This is a genomic window from Variovorax sp. 01T432, assembly GCF_056398605.1.
Window position 1 is genome coordinate 29017 of sequence record NZ_JBFTPS010000009.1, and the last position, 19404, is coordinate 48420.

The 19404-nt window shown below is 64.9% G+C and carries 21 protein-coding genes; 12 read left to right on the top strand and 9 right to left on the bottom strand.

Going from position 1 to position 19404, the window contains the following annotated elements:
- The first annotated feature begins 7 nt into the window (after window positions 1–7).
- Complete coding sequence (locus tag AC1DNF_RS09595; RefSeq protein WP_478148343.1) at window positions 8–1288, top strand: amidohydrolase family protein; 1281 nt, start codon at window positions 8–10, stop codon at window positions 1286–1288.
- Between the two features lie 83 nt (window positions 1289–1371).
- On the top strand, window positions 1372–2226 hold the full coding sequence (locus tag AC1DNF_RS09600) for an alpha/beta hydrolase (RefSeq protein ID WP_478148344.1): 855 nt from the start codon (window positions 1372–1374) through the stop codon (window positions 2224–2226).
- Window positions 2227–2267: 41 nt separating this feature from the next.
- On the opposite strand, the gene AC1DNF_RS09605 is transcribed toward AC1DNF_RS09600, so the two are convergent.
- The 6 genes from AC1DNF_RS09605 to icd all read right to left on the bottom strand — a co-directional run bounded on the left by AC1DNF_RS09605 (window position 2268) and on the right by icd (window position 9804).
- Window positions 2268–2564: a putative quinol monooxygenase gene (locus AC1DNF_RS09605; protein WP_478148345.1), complete on the bottom strand. Its 297-nt coding sequence runs from the start codon at window positions 2562–2564 to the stop codon at window positions 2268–2270.
- Window positions 2565–2588: 24 nt separating this feature from the next.
- On the bottom strand, window positions 2589–4031 hold the full coding sequence (gene sbcB / locus AC1DNF_RS09610) for an exodeoxyribonuclease I (protein WP_478148346.1): 1443 nt from the start codon (window positions 4029–4031) through the stop codon (window positions 2589–2591).
- A gap of 2 nt (window positions 4032–4033) precedes the next feature.
- Complete coding sequence (cls, locus tag AC1DNF_RS09615) at window positions 4034–5491, bottom strand: cardiolipin synthase (protein ID WP_478148347.1); 1458 nt, start codon at window positions 5489–5491, stop codon at window positions 4034–4036.
- 97 nt (window positions 5492–5588) lie between these two features.
- The gene (gene clpA / locus AC1DNF_RS09620; RefSeq protein ID WP_478148348.1) at window positions 5589–7910 is read right to left on the bottom strand and encodes an ATP-dependent Clp protease ATP-binding subunit ClpA; all 2322 of its coding nucleotides are present in this window, start codon (window positions 7908–7910) and stop codon (window positions 5589–5591) included.
- Between the two features lie 54 nt (window positions 7911–7964).
- Entirely contained in the window at window positions 7965–8324 is a 360-nt protein-coding gene (gene clpS, locus AC1DNF_RS09625; RefSeq protein ID WP_478148349.1) for an ATP-dependent Clp protease adapter ClpS, read from the bottom strand.
- Between the two features lie 220 nt (window positions 8325–8544).
- A complete protein-coding gene (gene icd, locus AC1DNF_RS09630) occupies window positions 8545–9804 on the bottom strand; it encodes an NADP-dependent isocitrate dehydrogenase (RefSeq protein ID WP_478148350.1) in 1260 nt (419 codons plus the stop codon).
- Between the two features lie 196 nt (window positions 9805–10000).
- On the opposite strand from icd, the gene AC1DNF_RS09635 reads away from it, so the two are divergent.
- Both AC1DNF_RS09635 and AC1DNF_RS09640 read left to right on the top strand, forming a co-directional pair.
- Window positions 10001–10318 carry a cell envelope biogenesis protein TolA gene (locus AC1DNF_RS09635; protein ID WP_478148351.1) on the top strand — a complete coding sequence of 106 codons (318 nt, stop codon included), beginning with the start codon at window positions 10001–10003 and terminating at the stop codon, window positions 10316–10318.
- 153 nt (window positions 10319–10471) lie between these two features.
- Entirely contained in the window at window positions 10472–10924 is a 453-nt protein-coding gene (locus AC1DNF_RS09640; protein WP_478148352.1) for a DUF192 domain-containing protein, read from the top strand.
- Window positions 10925–10989: 65 nt separating this feature from the next.
- On the opposite strand, the gene AC1DNF_RS09645 is transcribed toward AC1DNF_RS09640, so the two are convergent.
- Together AC1DNF_RS09645 and xseA are read right to left on the bottom strand one after the other, a co-directional pair.
- Window positions 10990–11571, bottom strand: coding sequence for a superoxide dismutase (locus AC1DNF_RS09645; protein ID WP_478148353.1), 582 nt, complete (start codon window positions 11569–11571; stop codon window positions 10990–10992).
- Window positions 11572–11619: 48 nt separating this feature from the next.
- Window positions 11620–12933 carry an exodeoxyribonuclease VII large subunit gene (gene xseA / locus AC1DNF_RS09650; protein ID WP_478148354.1) on the bottom strand — a complete coding sequence of 438 codons (1314 nt, stop codon included), beginning with the start codon at window positions 12931–12933 and terminating at the stop codon, window positions 11620–11622.
- A gap of 312 nt (window positions 12934–13245) precedes the next feature.
- Here xseA and AC1DNF_RS09655 point away from each other — a divergent pair, with 312 nt between their 5' ends.
- From AC1DNF_RS09655 to adk, 6 genes are all read left to right on the top strand, one after another.
- Window positions 13246–13878: a MotA/TolQ/ExbB proton channel family protein gene (locus AC1DNF_RS09655; protein ID WP_478148355.1), complete on the top strand. Its 633-nt coding sequence runs from the start codon at window positions 13246–13248 to the stop codon at window positions 13876–13878.
- A gap of 2 nt (window positions 13879–13880) precedes the next feature.
- On the top strand, window positions 13881–14306 hold the full coding sequence (locus tag AC1DNF_RS09660) for an ExbD/TolR family protein (RefSeq protein WP_478148461.1): 426 nt from the start codon (window positions 13881–13883) through the stop codon (window positions 14304–14306).
- A 2-nt stretch (window positions 14307–14308) separates the two neighbouring features.
- The gene (lpxK, locus tag AC1DNF_RS09665) at window positions 14309–15292 is read left to right on the top strand and encodes a tetraacyldisaccharide 4'-kinase (protein ID WP_478148356.1); all 984 of its coding nucleotides are present in this window, start codon (window positions 14309–14311) and stop codon (window positions 15290–15292) included.
- Window positions 15273–15455, top strand: a complete 183-nt coding sequence (locus tag AC1DNF_RS09670) for a Trm112 family protein (RefSeq protein ID WP_478148357.1) — start codon at window positions 15273–15275, stop codon at window positions 15453–15455. Before lpxK ends, AC1DNF_RS09670 begins: the two co-directional genes overlap by 20 nt.
- A gap of 89 nt (window positions 15456–15544) precedes the next feature.
- The gene (gene kdsB / locus AC1DNF_RS09675; protein WP_478148358.1) at window positions 15545–16297 is read left to right on the top strand and encodes a 3-deoxy-manno-octulosonate cytidylyltransferase; all 753 of its coding nucleotides are present in this window, start codon (window positions 15545–15547) and stop codon (window positions 16295–16297) included.
- A gap of 123 nt (window positions 16298–16420) precedes the next feature.
- Window positions 16421–17077 (top strand): adenylate kinase, encoded by a 657-nt coding sequence (gene adk / locus AC1DNF_RS09680; protein ID WP_478148359.1) that lies wholly within the window; start codon window positions 16421–16423, stop codon window positions 17075–17077.
- Window positions 17078–17127: 50 nt separating this feature from the next.
- On the opposite strand, the gene AC1DNF_RS09685 is transcribed toward adk, so the two are convergent.
- A complete protein-coding gene (locus AC1DNF_RS09685; RefSeq protein ID WP_478148360.1) occupies window positions 17128–18123 on the bottom strand; it encodes an asparaginase in 996 nt (331 codons plus the stop codon).
- Window positions 18124–18197: 74 nt separating this feature from the next.
- Between AC1DNF_RS09685 and lexA the strand changes: the two genes are divergently transcribed.
- Together lexA and AC1DNF_RS09695 are read left to right on the top strand one after the other, a co-directional pair.
- Window positions 18198–18872 (top strand): transcriptional repressor LexA, encoded by a 675-nt coding sequence (gene lexA / locus AC1DNF_RS09690; RefSeq protein ID WP_478148361.1) that lies wholly within the window; start codon window positions 18198–18200, stop codon window positions 18870–18872.
- 117 nt (window positions 18873–18989) lie between these two features.
- Window positions 18990–19334, top strand: coding sequence for a hypothetical protein (locus tag AC1DNF_RS09695; protein ID WP_478148362.1), 345 nt, complete (start codon window positions 18990–18992; stop codon window positions 19332–19334).
- The last annotated feature ends 70 nt before the right edge of the window (window positions 19335–19404 follow it).

Genomic DNA, 19404 nt, shown 5'->3' on the forward strand with positions numbered 1-19404 from the left:
ACACGCCATGCTCGACCTTCTCGTCCACAACGCCACCCTCCCCGACGGCCGCGCCGGCATGTCGATCGCCGTGCAGGACGGCCGCATCGCCGAAGTGACGGCGGGGCTCGACGCGCCGGCCAACGCAAGGCTCGATGCCGGTGGCCTGCTCGTCGCGCCGCATTTCGTCGATCCCCATTTCCACATGGACGCGACGCTCAGCTACGGCATGCCGCGCGTCAACGAAAGCGGCACGCTGCTGGAAGGCATCGCGCTGTGGGGCGAACTCAAGCCGCTGCTGACGGCCGAGGCCTTGATCGAACGCGCGCTCGCCTACTGCGACTGGGCCGTGGGCAAGGGCCTGCTCGCCATCCGCAGCCACGTCGACACCAGCGACCCGCGGCTGCTGGCGGTCGACGCGCTGCTGGAGGTGAAGCGGCGCGTGGCGCCCTACCTCGACCTGCAACTGGTCGCCTTCCCGCAGGACGGCGTGCTGCGCTCGCCCGGCGGCATCGACAACCTCCAGCGCGCGCTCGACAAGGGCGTGGAGGTGGTCGGCGGCATTCCGCACTTCGAGCGCACCATGGCCGATGGCGCGGCCAGCGTGAAGCTGCTGTGCGAGATCGCGGCCGAGCGCGGCAAGCTGGTCGACATGCACTGCGACGAATCGGACGATCCACTCTCGCGCCACATCGAGACGCTGGCCTTCGAGACGCAGCGCCTCGGCCTGCAGGGCCGCGTGACGGGCTCGCACTGCACCTCGATGCACTCGATGGACAACTACTACGTGAGCAAGCTGCTGCCGCTGATCGCCGAAAGCGGCGTCGGCGTGGTCGCGAACCCGCTGATCAACATCACGCTGCAGGGGCGCCACGACAGCTACCCCAAGCGCCGCGGCATGACGCGCGTGCCCGAGCTGATGGCGCAGGGCGTGAACGTCGCCTTCGGGCACGACTGCGTGATGGACCCGTGGTACGGCATGGGTTCGGGCGACATGCTGGAGGTCGCCCACATGGGCCTGCACGTGGCGCAGATGACCAGCCAGCGCGGCATTCGCCAGTGCTTCGACGCGGTCACGGTCAATGCGGCCAGGGTGTTCCACCTGGAAGGCTACGGGCTGGAAGCCGGCTGCGACGCGAGCTTCGTGCTGCTGCAGGCGCGCGATCCGGTGGAGGCAATCCGGCTGCGCGCGACGCGGCTCAAGGTGTTTCGCCGCGGCAGGCTGCTGGCGGAGACGCCGCCGGCCACGGCCGCGCTGCATCTGCCGGGCCGTGTCGACCGGACGGCGTGGATGACGGCGAAGGCCTGAGGAGGCCCGGCCCGCGACCTGGAGCGCGCCAGCGGCTGGCGAGCCAGAATCAGGACCTTGCGGGGTCCACCGGAGGCATCCTCATGAAGACACTGGTTCGGCTTCTCTTCCTTGCGCTGTGGCTTGCCTCGCTGCCCGCGCTGGCTCAGCAGGTGCCGGGCGTGCGCAGGCTTGCCGATGTCCCCTACGGCCCCGACGGGCAACAGCGCATGGACGTCTACCTGCCGCCGAACGCCGGCACCGGACATGCACCCGTGCTGATGATGGTGCATGGCGGCGCCTGGATGTTCGGGAACAAGGCCGCGCCCTCGGTGGTGGGCCTCAAGATCGAGCACTGGGTGCGCGACCGGGGCTTCATCCTGGTCTCCGTGGCGTACCGCTTCGTCCCTTCGGTCGATCCGCTGCAGCAGGCGCAGGACGTGGCGCGCGCGCTGGCCGTCGCGCAGGCGAGCGCCGCGTCATGGGGCGGCGACGCGACGAGGTTCGTGCTGATGGGGCATTCGGCGGGCGCGCATCTGGTCGCGCTGCTGAGCGCCTCGCCCACCATCGCGCGGCAGCAGGGCGCGCGGCCTTGGCTCGGCACCGTGGCGCTCGACAGCGCCGCCCTCGACACCGCGGCGCTGATGGCGCGGCGGCACCTGCCCTTCTACGACCGGGTGTTCGGCGCCGATCCGGCCTTCTGGCGCGCCGTGTCGCCGACCGACACGCTCGCGCCGGGCGCCCCGCCGATGCTGCTGGTCTGCTCGACGCAGCGGCGCGATGGCTCCTGCGCGCAGGCGCAACGGTTCGCGCAACGCGTCGCGGCCGCCGGCGGGCGCGCGGACCTCCTGCCCCAGGATCTGTCGCATGCGCAGATCGATGGCGAACTCGGGCTGCCGACCCCCTACACCGCGGCTGTGGACGACTTCATTCGCTCCGTCGGCAAGTCCTCGAACTGACGCGCGCGTCGGCGGCCGGCAGGCGGCACAGGCCCCGGCATTCAAAGCTCCAACGGCTGGGCCTCGTAGACTTCGACCGTGGGTGGCTGGGCCGACAGCGCACCGGCGGCCCTGGCGAAGGCGCGTGAATCCGGCACGCCGAAATGCGCCATCAGCGACACGCGGTCGGCCCATCGCTCGACGAAGACCAGGCGCAGGGGATTCTCGACATCCTGATGCACGGCATGCGAGACGCAACCCGGCTCGGCGCGCGAGCGTCGGACATGATCGAGGCTCATTGCAAGAACCTGGTCCAGGCTGTCGGGCCTGGCGAGAATGCTGCCGGTCACGAGGATCATGGCGTTTCTCCGTGCGTTGCGGAATCAGACCGTCGGCGCGATGGCCTCTGCGTATTCGTAGAGCGCCCCGAGAATCTCTTCCCCGCGCTCGTCGGCCGTCTCGGCCAGCATATCGATCTCGGCAAAGAGCGCGTCGACATTCCGCGCGCCACCCTCACCTTCGAGCAACCGCGCCACGCGATGCGCTTCCCAGCGCTCCTGTTCTTCCTCTGCCAGTGTGTCGGAGAAATTGCGCGCGCGATAGCGGAAAAGCAGCTCTTCGAGGCGCGGGTCGTCGAAGCCGGTGCGCGCCTTCGCGAGCTCCGCCGGAGAGAGCGCACGCAGCTGCGTCAGCCGGCGGCGATCGCCGTTGCCGACGAAGCCGCCGTAGAGGTCCTCGTCGACGTCCGGCGCGGCTTCCCTGGGCCGCTCGTACACCCGCGGCCAGATGGCGCTCATGTCGGGCAGCGCGGCGGCGATGGTGGCATTGCGCATGGCGGCCTCGAGATCGATGCCCCAGCGCGTGGCCATGGCCGGCGCGAGCGTCTTGAGATTGCCGACCACCATCGGCGACTTGTTCAGGTGCACGCCCTTGATGGGCAGGCGCGCGACGCCCTCGGGCAGATCGGCGCTGCGCGTGAACAGGCGCAGGCGCAGCGTCTCCACGTCCAGGTCGCGCAGCTCGCTCGGATCGTGCGCCAGGTCCCAGGCGAGCAACTCGTTCTTGTTGGTCGGATGGGTGGCGAGCGGCCACATGACGGCGAGGCATCCGCGCTCCGCGGGGAACATGCCCGACACGTGGAGGAAGGGCCGCGCGGTGTCGCGCGTGGCGGGCAGGCCGAGTTCGCTGGCGACGCGGTCCTTGCGGTGCAGGCCGAATGCAAAGTCGAAGAGCTTGGGCTGCTTGTCGCGAATCAGACGCGCGAGCGCAATGGTGGCGCGCACGTCCGACAGGGCGTCATGGGCCGACTCGTGCAGCAGCCCGTTGGCGCGCGCGAGGTCGCCGAGCTTGAAGCTCTGGCTGCCGTCCTCCTTCTTCGGCCAGACGATACCGTCGGGGCGCAGCGCGTAGGTGAGCCGCACGACATCGAGCAGGTCCCACCGGCCGCATTCGTTCTGCCACTCGCGCGCGTAGGGGTCGATGAGGCTGCGCCAGAACAGGAAACGAGTCACCTCGTCGTCGAAACGGATGGTGTTGTAGCCCACGCCGATGGTGCCGGGCTGCGAGAAGGCCTGCTCGATCTGCGCGGCGAAGGCGTGTTCCGCAATGCCGCGCTCCAGGCACAGCTGCGGCGTGATACCGGTGATCAGGCAGGCCTGCGGGCTTGGCAGGTAATCGGGGGCCGGCTTGCAGTAGATCATCAGCGGCTGGCCGATTTCGTTGAGTTCGGCATCGGTGCGGATGGCGGCGAACTGCGAGGGCCGGTCGCGGCGCGGCACGGCACCGAAGGTCTCGTAGTCGTGCCAGAGGAAGGTGTGAGCAGACATGGTCAGAGCAAAGGGGAAAACAAACGGGCCGCCGCATCGCCGAAGCGCGGCAGGAAGTGCTGCCGCCGATTGGCCCGCACCGGGGAAGAACTCTGGAGGTCGGTTTCGAACTGCGCTGCAAGCGGCATGGCGAGCGCGGGGCCGTAGATCACGGCGCACACCTCGAAGTTGAGCCGGAAGCTGCGATTGTCGAAATTGGCGGTGCCGATCATCGCGCAGTGGTCGTCCACCACCAGTGTCTTGGAGTGCAGCATGCGAGCCTTGTACTCCCAGATCTTGGCGCCGGCGGCGATGAGTTCGTCGTAGTAGGAGCGCGCCGCGGCGCTGACGATCATTGAATCGCTGCGCCTTGGCACGAGCAATCGCACGTCGACGCCACGCAGCGCCGCGCTGGTCAGCGCCATCAGCGCGGGCTCGCCGGGCACGAAGTAGGGGGTGGTGAGCCAGGCCCGGTCCACCGCCGAGTGAATGGCCTCCACGTGCATGCGGTGGATGGCCTCGAGCGCGCTGTCGGGCCCGCTGGTGACGATCTGCACCGGGATGTCGCCCGCGCCCTCATGGGCCGGCAGGCGCGGCAGCAAGTCGTCGAAGGCGGTATTCATCTGGCGCGGGTCTTCGCCGGTCGCATAGGTCCAGTCTTCGAGAAAGGTCGTCTGCAGCCAGCGCACAGCGCTGCCTTCGATGCGCAGGTGGACATCATGATAGGCATCGGCGCGTGTGCGCCTGTCTTCCTCGTCGGTGATGTTGACGCCGCCGGTGAAGCCGACGCGGCCGTCGCACACGACGATCTTGCGGTGCGTGCGGTAGTTCGTCACCGGACGAAGCCGCCTTCCGATGCGGGTCTCGTGAAAGAGCCCGACATGAATGCCGGCGGCGCGCATGGGCGCCATGAACTTGCGGCCGATGCGCTTGGAGCCGAGCGCGTCCAGCAGCAGGCGCACGGTGACGCCCTGCTTCGCACGCTCGACCAGCAGGTCGCGCAGCGCCGTGCCGATCTTGTCGGGCTCGAAGATGTAGTACTCGAGGTGCACGTGGTCGCGGGCCTGGCGGATCGCCTCGAAGATCGCGTCGAAGGTGCGGGCGCCGCCGGAAAGCAGCTCGGCCGAGGTCGCGCTCGACACCGGCAGACCGCAGGCCGCAGTGCCGAGCGCAGCCATCTGGCGCAATGTGGGGGGTGCACGCTCGGCCGCCTCGCGCAGCGCCGACAGGTCAGCGGGCGCCTGGGCACTGGCGCGGCTGCGCAAGCGTCTCAAGCGCTGCTTCTTCAGACGCTGGGGCCCCAGGAAGTAATAGATGACGAAGCCCGCAAATGGCAGCAGCGCCAGCGAGAGGATCCAGCTCATCGTGGACACGGGCGCGCGCTTCTGCATCACGATCCACACGGAAAGCACTGCGATGTAGCCGCTCCAGGCGAGGGAGAGGCCGGTCTTCCATTCGGGGCTGAGCTGGGGGAGGATCAAGGGAAGACAGGAAAAGGGTGCGGAAATGAAAAAGGCCGGTAGCGCAATGCTACCGGCCTCTTGAGTCGACAAACCCGCGGGTGCGGGTGGAGCCTCTTCAGCCCGCCGCCGCTTCTTCGGCTTCGGGCTTGGCCCGGCCTTCCTTCTTCGGCAGTGGCTGAATGTCGAGCTGCACTTCTTCCTTGTCGTCGAGGTCGACCGTCAACCGGCCGCCCTCTTGCAGACGGCCGAAGAGCAGTTCATCGGCCAAGGCACGACGGATCGTGTCCTGGATCAGCCGTTGCATCGGCCGCGCACCCATCAGGGGGTCGAAGCCCTTCTTCGCCAGGTGCTTGCGCAGCACATCGGTGAAGGTGACGTCGACCTTCTTCTCGGCAAGCTGCGTTTCGAGCTGCAGCAGGAACTTGTCCACGACGCGCAGGATGATCTGCTCGTCGAGGGCCTTGAAGCTCACGATCGCATCCAGACGGTTGCGGAACTCCGGTGTGAACAGGCGCTTGATGTCGGCCATCTCATCGCCCGCCTGGCGCGGGTTGGTGAAGCCGATGGTCGACTTGTTCATGGTCTCGGCACCCGCATTGGTCGTCATCACGATGATGACGTTGCGGAAGTCGGCCTTGCGCCCGTTGTTGTCCGTCAGCGTTCCATGGTCCATGACCTGCAGCAGGACGTTGAAGATGTCCGGGTGCGCCTTCTCGATCTCGTCGAGCAACAGCACCGCGTGCGGCTTCTTCGTAATGGCTTCGGTCAGCAGGCCACCCTGGTCGAAACCAACGTAGCCCGGAGGCGCGCCGATCAGCCGGCTCACCGCATGGCGCTCCATGTACTCGGACATGTCGAAACGGATCAGCTCGATGCCCATGATGTAGGCGAGCTGCTTGGCCGCTTCGGTCTTGCCGACGCCGGTGGGGCCGCTGAACAGGAACGAACCGATCGGCTTGTCCTCGCGGCCGAGGCCGGAACGCGCCATCTTGACGGCCGAGGCGAGAACCTCGAGCGCCTTGTCCTGGCCGAACACGACGCTCTTCAGGTCGCGTTCGATGGTCTGCAGCTTGCCGCGGTCATCGTTCGAGACGTTGGCCGGGGGAATGCGCGCGATCTTGGCGACGATTTCCTCGACCTCGGTCTTGCTGATGGTCTTCTTGCGCTTGTTCGCGGGAAGAATGCGCTGGGCGGCGCCGGCTTCATCGATCACGTCGATCGCCTTGTCGGGCAAATGACGGTCGTTGATGTACTTGGCGCTCAATTCCGCGGCAGCCTGCAATGCGGCGACGCCGTACTTCACGCCATGATGCTCCTCGAAGCGCGATTTGAGGCCCTTCAGGATGTCGACCGTCTCCTGCACGGTCGGCTCGACCACGTCGACCTTCTGGAAACGACGCGACAGGGCCGCATCCTTCTCGAAGATGCCGCGGTATTCGGTGAAGGTCGTAGCCCCGATGCACTTGAGCTGGCCACTGGACAGGGCCGGCTTGAGCAGGTTCGAAGCGTCGAGCGTGCCGCCCGATGCGGCACCAGCGCCGATCAGGGTGTGGATCTCGTCGATGAACAGGATGGCATTCGGCTTGTCCTTCAGCGACTTGAGCACGCCCTTGAGCCGTTGCTCGAAATCCCCGCGGTACTTGGTGCCCGCGAGCAACGCGCCCATGTCGAGCGAGTACACATGGGATTCCGCGAGGATCTCAGGCACCTCGTTCTGGGTGATGCGCCAGGCAAGACCTTCGGCAATCGCCGTCTTGCCCACGCCTGCTTCACCCACCAGCAGCGGGTTGTTCTTGCGCCGACGGCACAGGATCTGGATCACGCGCTCGACCTCGTATTCCCGGCCGATCAGCGGATCGATCTTGCCTTCCTTGGCAAGCTGGTTGAGGTTCTGGGTGAACTGCTCGAGAGGCGATGCCTTCTCGTTCTTCTCGCCGCCACCCTCTTCACCTTCGCCCGAAGACGATTCGCTGCTGCCCTTGGCGGCTTCCGGCGGATCGCTCTTCTTGATGCCGTGAGCGATGAAGTTCACGACGTCGAGGCGCGTCACGCCCTGTTGATGCAGGTAATAGACCGCGTGCGAGTCCTTTTCGCCGAAGATCGCGACCAGCACGTTGGCGCCCGTCACTTCCTTCTTGCCGTTGCCGGTGGACTGCACATGCATGATGGCGCGCTGGATCACACGCTGGAAACCGAGCGTGGGTTGCGTGTCGACATCGTCGGTACCCGCCACCTGCGGCGTGTTGTCCTTGATGAAGTTGGTGAGTGACGCCCGAAGGTCGTCGACGTTGGCCGAGCACGCGCGCAGAACCTCTGCGGCACTCGGGTTGTCCAGCAAGGCGAGCAACAGGTGCTCTACCGTGATGAACTCGTGGCGCTGCTGCCTGGCTTCGACAAAAGCCATGTGCAAGCTGACTTCCAGTTCCTGGGCAATCATGTGATTTCCTTTTGCCTTGCTGTAAATAGATTCTCAGATGGGTTGGAGCGCGATTTATTCAACCGGTTCACTGATGCACTGCAACGGATGCCCGGCCTGGTGGGCCGCTTCCATCACCTGATTGACCTTGGTGGCCGCCATGTCCCGCGAGTAAACGCCGCACACGCCCCGGCCATCGAGATGGATCTTGAGCATGATCTGCGTCGCGGTTTCGCGGTCCTTGTTGAAGAACTCCTGGATCACCACGATGACGAACTCCATCGGGGTGTAGTCGTCATTCAGCATCACGACCTGAAACATCTGGGGCGGCGCGGTCTTCTGCGGACGTCGTTCCAGCACGACCGCGTCGCCGTCGTCCCGCCGCGGCTTGGTGGCCGGCGGCGTCTTGGGGGTCGAAGGAATTCTGGTAGCCATTCAAATCATTTTATCGAGCCATTGCGAGTTGCACTGGCCGCAGTGCTCAACTGGTGGCGGCTTTGTGACATTCAAGGCGGATGCGATCAAGAACAGACACGCTGTCGATGCAAACCGCTTGCCCGCGCGCAGGCGACGCCTGACAACAAGAAAGCCCCGCAGCCTTGCGGCGCACGGGGCTTCGCTCTTGAAGGCTCGCGGACGCTGCCGGAACCTGCCTCTACATGTTGTCGATCATCACCTGACCGAAGCCCGAGCAACTCACTTGCGTGGCGCCCTCCATCAGACGCGCAAAATCGTAGGTGACCTTCTTGCTGGCGATGGACTTCTGGATGGAGCTGATGATCAGGTCCGCCGCTTCGGTCCAACCCATGTGACGCAGCATCATCTCTGCCGACAGGATCTCGGACCCGGGATTGACATAGTCCTTGCCGGCGTACTTCGGTGCCGTGCCGTGGGTCGCCTCGAACATCGCCACCGTATCGCTGAGGTTCGCGCCCGGAGCGATACCGATGCCACCGACCTGCGCCGCCAGGGCGTCGGAAATGTAGTCGCCGTTCAGATTGAGTGTCGCGACCACCGAGTATTCGGCCGGACGCAGCAGGATCTGTTGCAGGAATGCGTCAGCAATCGAATCCTTGACAGTGATTTCCTTGCCCGTCTTTGGATTCTTGAACCTCATCCAGGGGCCACCGTCGATCAATTCGGCACCAAATTCCTTGGCGGCCAGGCCGTAGGCCCAATCGCGGAAGCCGCCTTCGGTGAATTTCATGATGTTGCCCTTGTGCACGATCGTGACGCTGGGCTTGTCGTTGTCGATCGCGTACTGGATCGCCTTGCGCATGAGGCGCTCGGTGCCTTCGCGCGATACCGGCTTGATGCCAATGCCGGAGGTATTCGGGAAACGAATCTTTTTGACCCCGAATTCTTCCTGCAGGATCTTGATGAGTTTCTTGGCCTTTTCGCTTTCCGCTTCGAACTCGATGCCCGCGTAGATATCCTCGGAGTTCTCGCGGAAGATCACCATATTGGTCTTGTGCGGTTCCTTGACCGGGCTTGGCACGCCCTCGAAGTACTGGATCGGGCGCAGGCAAACGTACAGGTCGAGTTCCTGGCGCAGCGCGACATTGAGGGAGCGAATGCCGCCGCCGACGGGCGTTGTGAGCGGCCCCTTGATCGAGACGACATAGTCGCGAACGGCGTGCAGCGTTTCTTCGGGCAACCAGACATCGGGGCCATAGACCTTGGTTGATTTCTCGCCCGCGAACACCTCCATCCAGTGGATCTTCTTCTTGCCGCCGTAGGCCTTGGCCACTGCCGCGTCGACCACCTTCAGCATCACGGGAGTGATGTCGAGACCGGTGCCATCGCCCTCGATGAACGGAATGATCGGCTGGTCAGGCACATTCAGAGAGTTGTCTGGATTGACCGTGATCTTCTGTCCTTCGGTCGGGACCTTGATGTGCTGATAGCTGGGCATGTGGACTGTGGCTCCGCGGTGAAATAAGACGCTGGAAGACGCTATGTTTCCGGCTGCCTGAATAGCCTTAGAATTTTAGTGCAACCGGAGGAGCCTGAAGAATCTGTCAACCACAGCCACGCCGGCTCCGTTGTTGGCTGACCTTCTGCTGGCCGGGAGGCGTTTTCAATCCCTTTTCCACAGAGGAATCAGTAATATGAGCAAAGTTCTTGCAGTCATCATGGCCGGCCTTTTCGCGGCTGGCGCCTACGCACAGACCACGAAGCCTGCCGAAGTGGACCCCACTGCGCAGGGCAAGCCGGCTGCTGCCGCCGCCGCCAAGCAGGCCAAGAAGCCCGCGGGTCTGGTGAAGGCTCCTGCAGGCGACATCGTCAAGACGCCCGAAGGTGGCGCCATCGGCGCCGACAAGGCTGCGGCCACCGGTGAAAAGCGCGCTGAAACGCGCGACGTCCGCCGCCCAGGCAAGGACGGCAAGCCGAAGCGTCGCAGCACCCAAGGCGGCACGCCTCAGTAATTCGGCCGTACGGTCATCGAAAAAGGCGTTCCACAGGACGCCTTTTTCTTGCCTGCACCCTTCGCGAAGACGATGTAAGCTTCGAACGCAATTTGCTCATGCCCGCACCCGCGGGCATTTCTGTTGGTGCTGCTCCGTCCAGAAAGTCGACCCATGTTTCAGCGTTTCGTCACCCTGTTTGCCCTCTCCGCCTCGTTGATGGGCCTTGTCCATGCCCAAGAGGCCCAAACCAATCTTCAGCGCGTCAAGCTCAGCGCGGGCATGTACCAGATAGACGCGCAAGTCGCGCAGACGCCTCGGCAACGGGAAATCGGCCTCATGTTCCGCAAGGAAATGCCTCAGACCGAAGGCATGGTGTTCGTGTTCGAGCAACCTGCCACGCAATGCTTCTGGATGAGAAACACGCTGCTCCCCTTGACTGCGGCCTTCGTCGCGGACGATGGTCGCATCGTGACGCTGGCAGATATGAAGCCAATGACCGACGACTCGCATTGCTCCAAGGAGCCTGTCCGCTTCGTGCTCGAAATGAACCAGGGCTGGTTTGCCCGAAAGGGCATCAAGGAAGGATCGAAACTCGGTGGCGAGCTGTTTGCAAGCCATCGTTGAAGCGCCGGCCCTCGTCCAATAAAAAAAAGCCGACCATCGTCGGCTTTTTTATTGGAGAAATCGGATCAGCCGAAATTCTTCGCCGCGAATTCCCAATTCACGAGTTTCGCCAGGAAGGTCTCGACGTACTTGGGGCGCAGGTTGCGGTAGTCGATGTAATAAGCATGCTCCCAGACGTCTACCGTCAGGAGCGCCTTGTCCGCAGTCGTCAGCGGCGTGCCGGCAGCGCCGGTATTGACGATGTCGACCGAACCGTCGGTCTTCTTCACCAGCCACGTCCAGCCCGAACCGAAGTTGCCCACGGCAGACTTCACGAAGGCTTCCTTGAAAGCGGCGTAGCTGCCCCACTTCGCATCGATCGCCTTGGCCAGCGCGCCGGTGGGTTCGCCGCCACCCGCGGGCTTCATGCAGTTCCAGAAGAAAGTGTGGTTCCAGACCTGGGCCGCGTTGTTGTAGATGCCGCCGCTGGACTTCTTGACGATTTCTTCCAGCGTCATGCTCTCGAACTCGGTGCCCTTCTGCAGGCTGTTCAGGTTCACGACGTAGGCGTTGTGGTGCTTGCCGTAGTGGTACTCCAGCGTTTCCTTCGAATACTCGGGGGCCAGCGCATCCATTGCGTACGGCAGAGGAGGAAGAACGTGTTCCATGTTTTATCTCGCAGGTTGGGTTGTGGGATGGAGCATTCTAGAAAGGAATCAGCCGCGCGGCGTCGGACGCATTCCCGTCAACTCCGTCTGTACGACTGTCAGATCGGCTGCGCCATCGGCGAGGCGCGCACGCACCGGATCGCCGGGCCCAAGCGCTCGGACGCTGGTAATGGCCTGGCCTTCCTCGTTCGTGAGCCAGGCGTATCCGCGCTGGAGAACCAGGGCCGGGTCGAGCAACTGCAGTCGAAGCGCGGCCCGTTCGAGCCGCTCTTGGTGGCGTGCCAGCGCGAACTTGAACTTGAGCGGCAACTCCGCGCGCAACGCCTGATGTGTCTGCCCGAGACGGCTTGTTCTCGACAGCACCGCATAGTGCAGTCGCTGGGCATGGTGCGACAGACGCAGCTGTTGCCGGGCGACCAGGGTGGATGGACGCCCGAGCCGACCCGCAGCGAGGTCAAGACGCTGGCCGAGGACATCGAGTCGCCCGGAGAGCGCATCGCGCAGCCGCTCGTCGAGCAGTTCGAGCGCACCGAGCCACAGTTCGCGCGGCGCTGCGACGAGCTCGGCCGCAGCCGTGGGCGTCGGGGCGCGTACATCGGCGCAGAAGTCGGCGATCGTGAAGTCGGTTTCGTGTCCTATGCCGCAGACCAGGGGCACCGGGCTTTGCACGATCGTGCGCGCCAGTGTTTCGTCGTTGAAGGCCCAGAGATCTTCGATCGAACCGCCGCCGCGCACCAGCAGGATGACGTCGACCGCCGGTTGCATCGCATAGAGCGAGCGCAGCGCCTGCGCCAGTTCCGCCGGCGCGTTCGCGCCCTGGACCGCTGCCGGCGCCAGCACCACCGGAATATGAGGCACGCGACGGCGCAAGGCGGAGACAACGTCGTGCAGCGCCGCCGCGCCGAGCGACGTCACCACGCCGATCGCCCGAGGCACGGTGGGCAAGCGGCGCTTGCGCGCGGTGTCGAAGAAGCCCTCAGCTTCAAGCTTTGCCTTGCGCTGCAGGAACTGCTCGAACAAGGCGCCCTGCCCCGCACGTTGCAGACTCTCGACCACAAGTTGCAGATCGCCTCGTGGCTCATAAACCGCCAACCGCCCGCGGACCTCGACCTGGTCCCCGTCGCGCGGTGAAAAGTCGAGCAGCCCCGCCGCACGCCGGAACATGGCGCAACGCAATTGGCCGCTGGGGTCCTTCAGCGCGAAATAGCAGTGCCCGCTGGCCGCGCGCGAGAAGCCCGAAATCTCGCCGCGCACGGCGACCGGATTGAAACGCGCATCGAGCGCATCTGCGACGGCATGGCACAAGGCACCCACTGCCCACACTCGCACGCCCGGCGCTGAATTTTCACTGCGCTCGTTCATGCAACTTTCGCGTTACAAATTGCGAGTCGTCCACATGAGACCAACATGTCGATTGTGACCTTGGGCATTCGCGCAGCAACCACGGGTCCACGTGCAAGCCATTGATTTGATTGGGGAAAGTGCTGCTCAAAATTCGATCGATCCAATGGAAGCCCCGTTCCACGGGCCTTGGAGCAGGTTGCTCCGCTTATTAGTCACAAAGTTATCCACAGAATTTGTGCGTCTGAACCTACATTGCAGACAAGTCAGGAAGCTGGAGCCACTCGGTAGATAATCGCCGCGCATTTGCAATGCCATGGGCCGGAGGAATACTTGTTTTCCATCATAGTTGCTGCGGGTTGGCCGATCTGGCCGCTGCTCGCTTGTTCGGTGATTGCGCTTGCGCTCGTCATCGAGAGATTCACGAACCTGAAGACTTCCAAGGTCTTGCCGCCCAAGCTGCTGGACGAGGCCATCACGGTGTCGCGGACTGCGGTTCCCGGCCCCGATGTCGTGGCCAAGCTGGAACAGAATTCCGGTCTGGGTGAAGTGCTGGCCGCGGGTTTCCGCGCCATCAATTCCAACCCCCGCTCGACGGAGGAAGACTTGCGCATCGCGATGGAGTCGACCGGGCGTGTCGTGGCGCACCGGCTCGAACGCTACCTGCCGGCCCTCGCCACCATCGCGTCGGCAGCGCCGCTGCTGGGTCTGCTCGGCACAGTGATCGGCATGATCGAGATCTTCGGTTCGCAGTCGGCAGCGAGCGGCGCCGTGGGCTCCGGCAACCCTGCGCAACTGGCGCATGGCATTTCCATCGCGCTCTACAACACGGCCTTCGGGCTCATCATCGCAATCCCGACATTGATCTTCTGGCGCTACTTTCGCAGCCGCGTCGACGAATACTTGCTGAATCTGGAACTCGCTGGCGAGCGTTTCGCACGGCACCTGAACACCCTGCGATCATGAGAATGCATTTCCGCCACGGGTCGCGGGACGAGCCTGAGATCAACCTGATCCCGTTCATCGATGTCCTGCTGGTCGTGCTGATCTTTCTCATGCTGTCCACGACCTACAGCAAGTTCACCGAGATGCAATTGCGCCTTCCGGTGGCCGATGCGGACGCGCAGCGCGACTATCCGAAGGAAGTCATCGTCGCCGTCTCTGCCGACGGCCGCTACGCGATCAACAAGGTCGCTATGACCGACCGCAGCGTTGAATCGGTGGCGGCGGCACTCGAGGCGGCCGCGGCCGGCAGCAAGGACAGTGTCGTGATCATCAGTGCCGACGCCAACGCCGCCCATCAATCGGTGATCACGGTGATGGAGGCCGCGCGCCGCGTGGGCCTCATGCAGATCACCTTCGCGACGCAATCGGCCGCGCAGGCGGGACGCTAGCCTTGCCCCACCTGCAGCGGGCCTGGCTGCAACGCGGTACGTCGGCGCGGCTGCTGTGGCCTCTGTCCCTGATCTATGCGGCGCTCGCCGCCTTCACCCGGATGCCTTACCGCCTCGGCCTCCTGCAGCCGGAACGGGTCGGCGTGCCGGTCGTCGTCGTGGGGAACGTCGTGGCTGGCGGGTCAGGAAAGACGCCCGCGGTCATGGCCATCGTGCGTCACCTCGAGGGCCGCGGCGTCAAGGTCGGCGTGGTGTCTCGGGGCTATGGCAGGACGACCGACGACTGCCGCGAGGTCCTCGATGACAGCGATCCGCGCGAGGTGGGCGACGAGCCGGCGTTGATCCGCCGCTCCACGGGTGCCCCGGTCTTCGTGGCTCGGCGGCGCGTTGAAGCGGCGCGCGCGCTGCTCGCTCGCCATCCCGGCACGCAGCTCATCGTCAGTGACGACGGCCTCCAGCATCACGCGCTCGCGCGAGATGTCGAGATCTGCGTGTTCGATGATCGCGGCGTCGGCAATGGCTGGCTGCTCCCCGCCGGCCCCTTGCGCGAGCGCTGGCCGCGGCCCTGCGACCTGGTGCTGCATACCGGCGCGCGCCCGGCGTTCGCCGGGTTCATTGCACGGCGCGCTCTGGCCGACCATGCGCTGCGCCGGGACGGCTCGAAGGTGACACTCGCCTCACTGGCGGGGCGGCAGCTCGTTGCGGTTGCAGCGATTGCCAAGCCCGATGCGTTCTTCCGCATGCTCCGCGAGAAGGCATTGCGGCCGCAGCGCTGCATGTCCTTGCCCGACCACTACGACTTTGCCGACTGGGCGCGGCCGGACGGTGGCGACTACGCGCTCGTCTGCACCGAGAAAGACGCCGTGAAGCTCTGGCGCAGGGCGCCTGACGCGCTAGCCGTGCCGCTGGTGTTCGAACCCGAGCCCGCTTTCTTCGAGGCCCTCGATGCAAAGCTATCATCGCTCGATGGACACCAAGCTGCTTGAACTGCTCGTCTGCCCCGTGACCAAGGGACCGCTGACGTGGAATGCTGAAAGGCAGGAACTCGTCTCGCGAAGCGCCCGCCTCGCCTATCCCGTGCGCGACGGCATTCCTGTGCTGCTCGAGACCGAAGCACGCACGCTTTCCGACGAAGAGTTGGGACTTTGAGTCGCGCCGTCGTACCGCTCCGAGTTGCCACACCCTCCGGGGGAGATACGAAGGACGCGCCCCCACCAGGCCCGGCAGTCGGCTTCACCGTGCTGATTCCAGCGCGGCTGGCATCGACGCGCCTGCCCGACAAGCCTCTTGCCGACATCGCCGGCCTGCCCATGGTCGTACGCGTGGCGCGGCGCGCTCGGCAATCGGGCGCGATGCGCGTCGTGGTGGCCGCGGATGACGCACGCATCGTCGACGCCTGCCATGCGCACGGCGTCGACGCCCTGCTCACCCGCGCCGACCACCCCAGTGGCAGCGATCGGCTGGCGGAAGCCTGCACACAGCTGGGGCTTGCCGACGAGGCGATCGTCGTGAACGTTCAAGGCGACGAGCCGCTGATCGATCCAGGCCTGATCGATGCCGTTGCGCACACGCTTGCGTCGCATCCCGATGCCGCCATGAGCACCGCTGCGCACGCCATCGATTCGCTCGACGATTTCGTCAATCCGAACGTCGTGAAGACCGTGCTCGACGCGCAGGGCAACGCGCTCTACTTCAGCCGCGCGCCGATCCCCTGGTGGCGCGACGGCTTCGCAAAGGCCGGGGTGACGGTCCTGCCCGTGGCTCCCCCGGCGCTGAGGCACATCGGCATCTACGGCTATCGCGCCGCCTTCGTGCGTCAGTTTCCAGACATGCCTGCGGCACCCGTCGAGAGCACTGAAGCCCTGGAGCAACTTCGCGCGCTATGGCATGGACACCGCATCGCCGTCCACGTCAGCGCGCATGCACCGGGGCCGGGCGTGGACACACCGGAAGACCTGGCGCGTGTCCGCGCGCTCTTCGCAGCCCCGTAGCCCGCGCCCCAGCACGGGCGTAATTCTTTCGAGGGCCGCGTGCTATCCTCGATGCAACTCCGCCCTGTGAGCCTCCGTGGCGAGCAAGACGCGACAGAAATCAAAGAAACGTCCGAGGACACCATGAGACTGATATTGTTGGGCGCCCCCGGGGCAGGCAAGGGAACGCAGGCGGCCTTCATTTGCCGCAAGTACGGCATTCCTCAAATCTCGACCGGTGACATGCTGCGCGCCGCCGTCAAGGCCGGCACGCCTCTGGGCCTCCAGGCGCAGGCCGTCATGGCGTCGGGCGCGCTGGTGAGCGACGACCTGATCATCAATCTCGTGAAGGAGCGCATCGCGCTGGCGGATTGCGCTCAGGGCTTTCTCTTCGATGGCTTCCCACGCACCATTCCACAGGCCGAGGCCATGCGTACGGCGGGCGTGAAGCTCGACTATGTGCTTGAGATCGATGTCCCCTTTGCGGACATCATCGACCGCATGAGCGGACGCCGTTCGCATCCCGCATCCGGCCGCATCTATCACGTCAAGTTCAATCCGCCCAAGACCGAAGGCAAGGATGACCTGACGGGCGAGGACCTGATCCAGCGCGAGGACGACAAGGAAGAAACCGTCCGCAAGCGGTTGGAGGTCTATAGCCAGCAGACACGTCCGTTGGTCGACTACTACGCCGACTGGGCCAAGGCCGAACCCGCCGCGGCACCGAAATACCGCGCCATCAGCGGCGTCGGAACCGTCGAGGACATCACACAGCGCGCGCTCGCGGCCTTGAGCAGCTGAACCTCCAAACCGCCGGGCCGGACAGGCGCGGCGATGCGCTCGACAGAGGCTCAGTTGGGCGCCGCGCCGGGCAGGAGATCCAGCATCAGTGAAATGCGCGCCTTCACAGGCGTCAACGAGCCGGCATCGCGCAAGCCGTCGCCTGGTCGGGCCAGGATGCGGCCCTCCGCACATCGAGTGGCTCGCAAGATGGCGACGCCTTCAGCCTGCGCACGAAGGGCCGCGGCCTCCAGTGCGTGATGCAGCGTGCCGTTCCCGGTGGCCGCCAGCACAAGACCCTGCACGGGGTCGACCGCGCCAGCCTTGCGCTCGCGCACCAGAGCATCGACGATGTCGCCACGCGCTTCCGCATGGCTCATCAGGATCTCCACGCGGGGCCACTGGACCGCCGCGCCTTTCATCCGGTCGAACAACTCGCGCGCCGCCGCGGATGGCCCACCCGGCCAGTTCCTGAGCCGGCGCACCGTCCCTTCCTCGACGTACCCCACCGGTCCCGAATCTCCCGAATCGAACGCATCAAGCCGGTAGGTATGGACCTTCCGGACGTCGAATGCGCTGTGCACCGTGCCCGCGCAAACGGCGACCACGCCGCCACCGTCCGGCATGGCGGCCACCACGATCGCGTCACGCAGGTTCTGTGGCCCGTCGGGGGCGAGCGCCGTCGAGGGGCGCATCGCGCAGGTCAGGACCACGGGCTTGGAGGGCGCGAGCACAGACTGCAGGAAGAAGGCCGTCTCCTCGAGCGTGTCGGTGCCGTGCGTGATGACGATGCCCGCCACTGCGGGCTCCGCAAGCCAGTGCGCACAGCGCATTGCCAGTTCGCGCCAGATGCCGAAGCTCATGTCCTTGCTGTCGACCTGGGCCACCTGTTCGGCGAACAAGGTGATGCCTTCGCGCGCATCAATGGATCCGAGCAGGTCCGCCACGCCTACCTCACCCGCCGTATAGCCGATGTTGTCGCCTGCGCTTCTTGCCCGGCCGGCGATGGTCCCGCCCGTGCCGAGGACGACCACGCGGCGCTTGCCATCTGAATTGGTTTCGGCCATCGCTTGCCAACTTTCGAAAACTGGTTAAAAATACAGCTACTGGTTATCCAACCAGTATCCGCCAGGAGCCATTCATGCAGTTCTCCGTCAAGCTTACCGCCCGCCAGCAGCAGATTCTGGATCTGATCCAAAGCGCAATCGCACGCACAGGCGCTCCGCCCACCCGTGCTGAGATCGCTTCCGAACTGGGCTTCAAGTCCGCCAATGCGGCCGAAGAGCACCTGCAGGCCCTGGCTCGCAAGGGCGTCATCGAACTCGTCAGCGGCACCTCGCGCGGCATCCGACTCAAGGGCGACGCGCTGCGCTCCATCAACGAATCGCGCAACAACCAGTTCTCCCTTTCACTGCCCGGCATGGCCCAGCTTGCGCTGCCGCTCATCGGACGCGTGGCGGCAGGCTCCCCCATCCTTGCCCAGGAGCATGTCGACCAGACCTACTACGTCGAGAACACCTTGTTCCAGCGGCAACCAGACTACCTTCTCAAGGTGCGCGGCATGTCCATGCGGGACGCCGGCATCATGGACGGCGACCTGCTTGCAGTTCAGGCCACCAAGGAAGCTCGCAACGGCCAGATCGTTGTCGCGCGCCTGGGCGACGAGGTCACGGTGAAGCGGTTGAAGCGCAACAAGCAAGTCATCGAACTGCATGCCGAGAACCCGGACTATCCCACCATCGTGGTCCAGCCTGGCGAACCCTTCGAAATCGAAGGCCTCGCCGTCGGCTTGATTCGCAACACGATGCTGATGTGAGCAACTGAATAACCCGGCCGCGACAGGTGGCGGGCGTATGGCCGAGGGCCATCACCCTGTCGAGGCCGATGAGAGCAATCCTGCCTGTGTTCAACCTCTGACCTTTCTGGAGTTCACATGGGAATCGCCCTACTCAGCATCGCTGACTTGTTCATGCCACTGCACGCCCTGGCCAGCCGATTGATTCCGGCGCGCCGTTCACGCCGGGAAGACTCGGCGGGCCTTCGCTACGTCGGTGTCCGCCCAAGCTGCGCGGCTCGGCCGAGCGTGGCCACCGAAGGCAAGATGCAGCGAATCTCCAGACCCTTGCGGGTGGTGCGCACCGTCGATGCGCAGCACCCTGGTCAAAGGGCCGGCCGCGTGGTGATTTCGGGTCGGATGGCGGATGTCTGCGCCGAACTTGACAGGCTCGTCGCGTTGGAAGCCGCGAACGCAGCACCTCGTTCTACCCCGCTGCACTGAAGCTGGCCAGGCCCCTGCGCTGCACTTCAGCGCTGCGCCGACACAGCATGTCGATCGTGCGAGGCACAAT

Excerpts from the sequence above, each read along its gene's own strand:
- AC1DNF_RS09595 (WP_478148343.1), top strand. The coding sequence starts at position 8 with ATGCTCGACCTTCTCGTCCACAACGCCACCCTCCCCGACGGCCGCGCC.
- AC1DNF_RS09600 (WP_478148344.1), top strand. The coding sequence starts at position 1,372 with ATGAAGACACTGGTTCGGCTTCTCTTCCTTGCGCTGTGGCTTGCCTCG.
- AC1DNF_RS09605 (WP_478148345.1), bottom strand. The coding sequence starts at position 2,564 with ATGATCCTCGTGACCGGCAGCATTCTCGCCAGGCCCGACAGCCTGGAC.
- sbcB (WP_478148346.1), bottom strand. The coding sequence starts at position 4,031 with ATGTCTGCTCACACCTTCCTCTGGCACGACTACGAGACCTTCGGTGCC.
- clpA (WP_478148348.1), bottom strand. The coding sequence starts at position 7,910 with ATGATTGCCCAGGAACTGGAAGTCAGCTTGCACATGGCTTTTGTCGAA.
- clpS (WP_478148349.1), bottom strand. The coding sequence starts at position 8,324 with ATGGCTACCAGAATTCCTTCGACCCCCAAGACGCCGCCGGCCACCAAG.
- icd (WP_478148350.1), bottom strand. The coding sequence starts at position 9,804 with ATGCCCAGCTATCAGCACATCAAGGTCCCGACCGAAGGACAGAAGATC.
- AC1DNF_RS09635 (WP_478148351.1), top strand. The coding sequence starts at position 10,001 with ATGAGCAAAGTTCTTGCAGTCATCATGGCCGGCCTTTTCGCGGCTGGC.
- AC1DNF_RS09640 (WP_478148352.1), top strand. The coding sequence starts at position 10,472 with ATGTTTCAGCGTTTCGTCACCCTGTTTGCCCTCTCCGCCTCGTTGATG.
- AC1DNF_RS09645 (WP_478148353.1), bottom strand. The coding sequence starts at position 11,571 with ATGGAACACGTTCTTCCTCCTCTGCCGTACGCAATGGATGCGCTGGCC.
- xseA (WP_478148354.1), bottom strand. The coding sequence starts at position 12,933 with ATGAACGAGCGCAGTGAAAATTCAGCGCCGGGCGTGCGAGTGTGGGCA.
- AC1DNF_RS09660 (WP_478148461.1), top strand. The coding sequence starts at position 13,881 with ATGCATTTCCGCCACGGGTCGCGGGACGAGCCTGAGATCAACCTGATC.
- AC1DNF_RS09670 (WP_478148357.1), top strand. The coding sequence starts at position 15,273 with ATGGACACCAAGCTGCTTGAACTGCTCGTCTGCCCCGTGACCAAGGGA.
- adk (WP_478148359.1), top strand. The coding sequence starts at position 16,421 with ATGAGACTGATATTGTTGGGCGCCCCCGGGGCAGGCAAGGGAACGCAG.
- AC1DNF_RS09685 (WP_478148360.1), bottom strand. The coding sequence starts at position 18,123 with ATGGCCGAAACCAATTCAGATGGCAAGCGCCGCGTGGTCGTCCTCGGC.
- lexA (WP_478148361.1), top strand. The coding sequence starts at position 18,198 with ATGCAGTTCTCCGTCAAGCTTACCGCCCGCCAGCAGCAGATTCTGGAT.
- AC1DNF_RS09695 (WP_478148362.1), top strand. The coding sequence starts at position 18,990 with ATGGGAATCGCCCTACTCAGCATCGCTGACTTGTTCATGCCACTGCAC.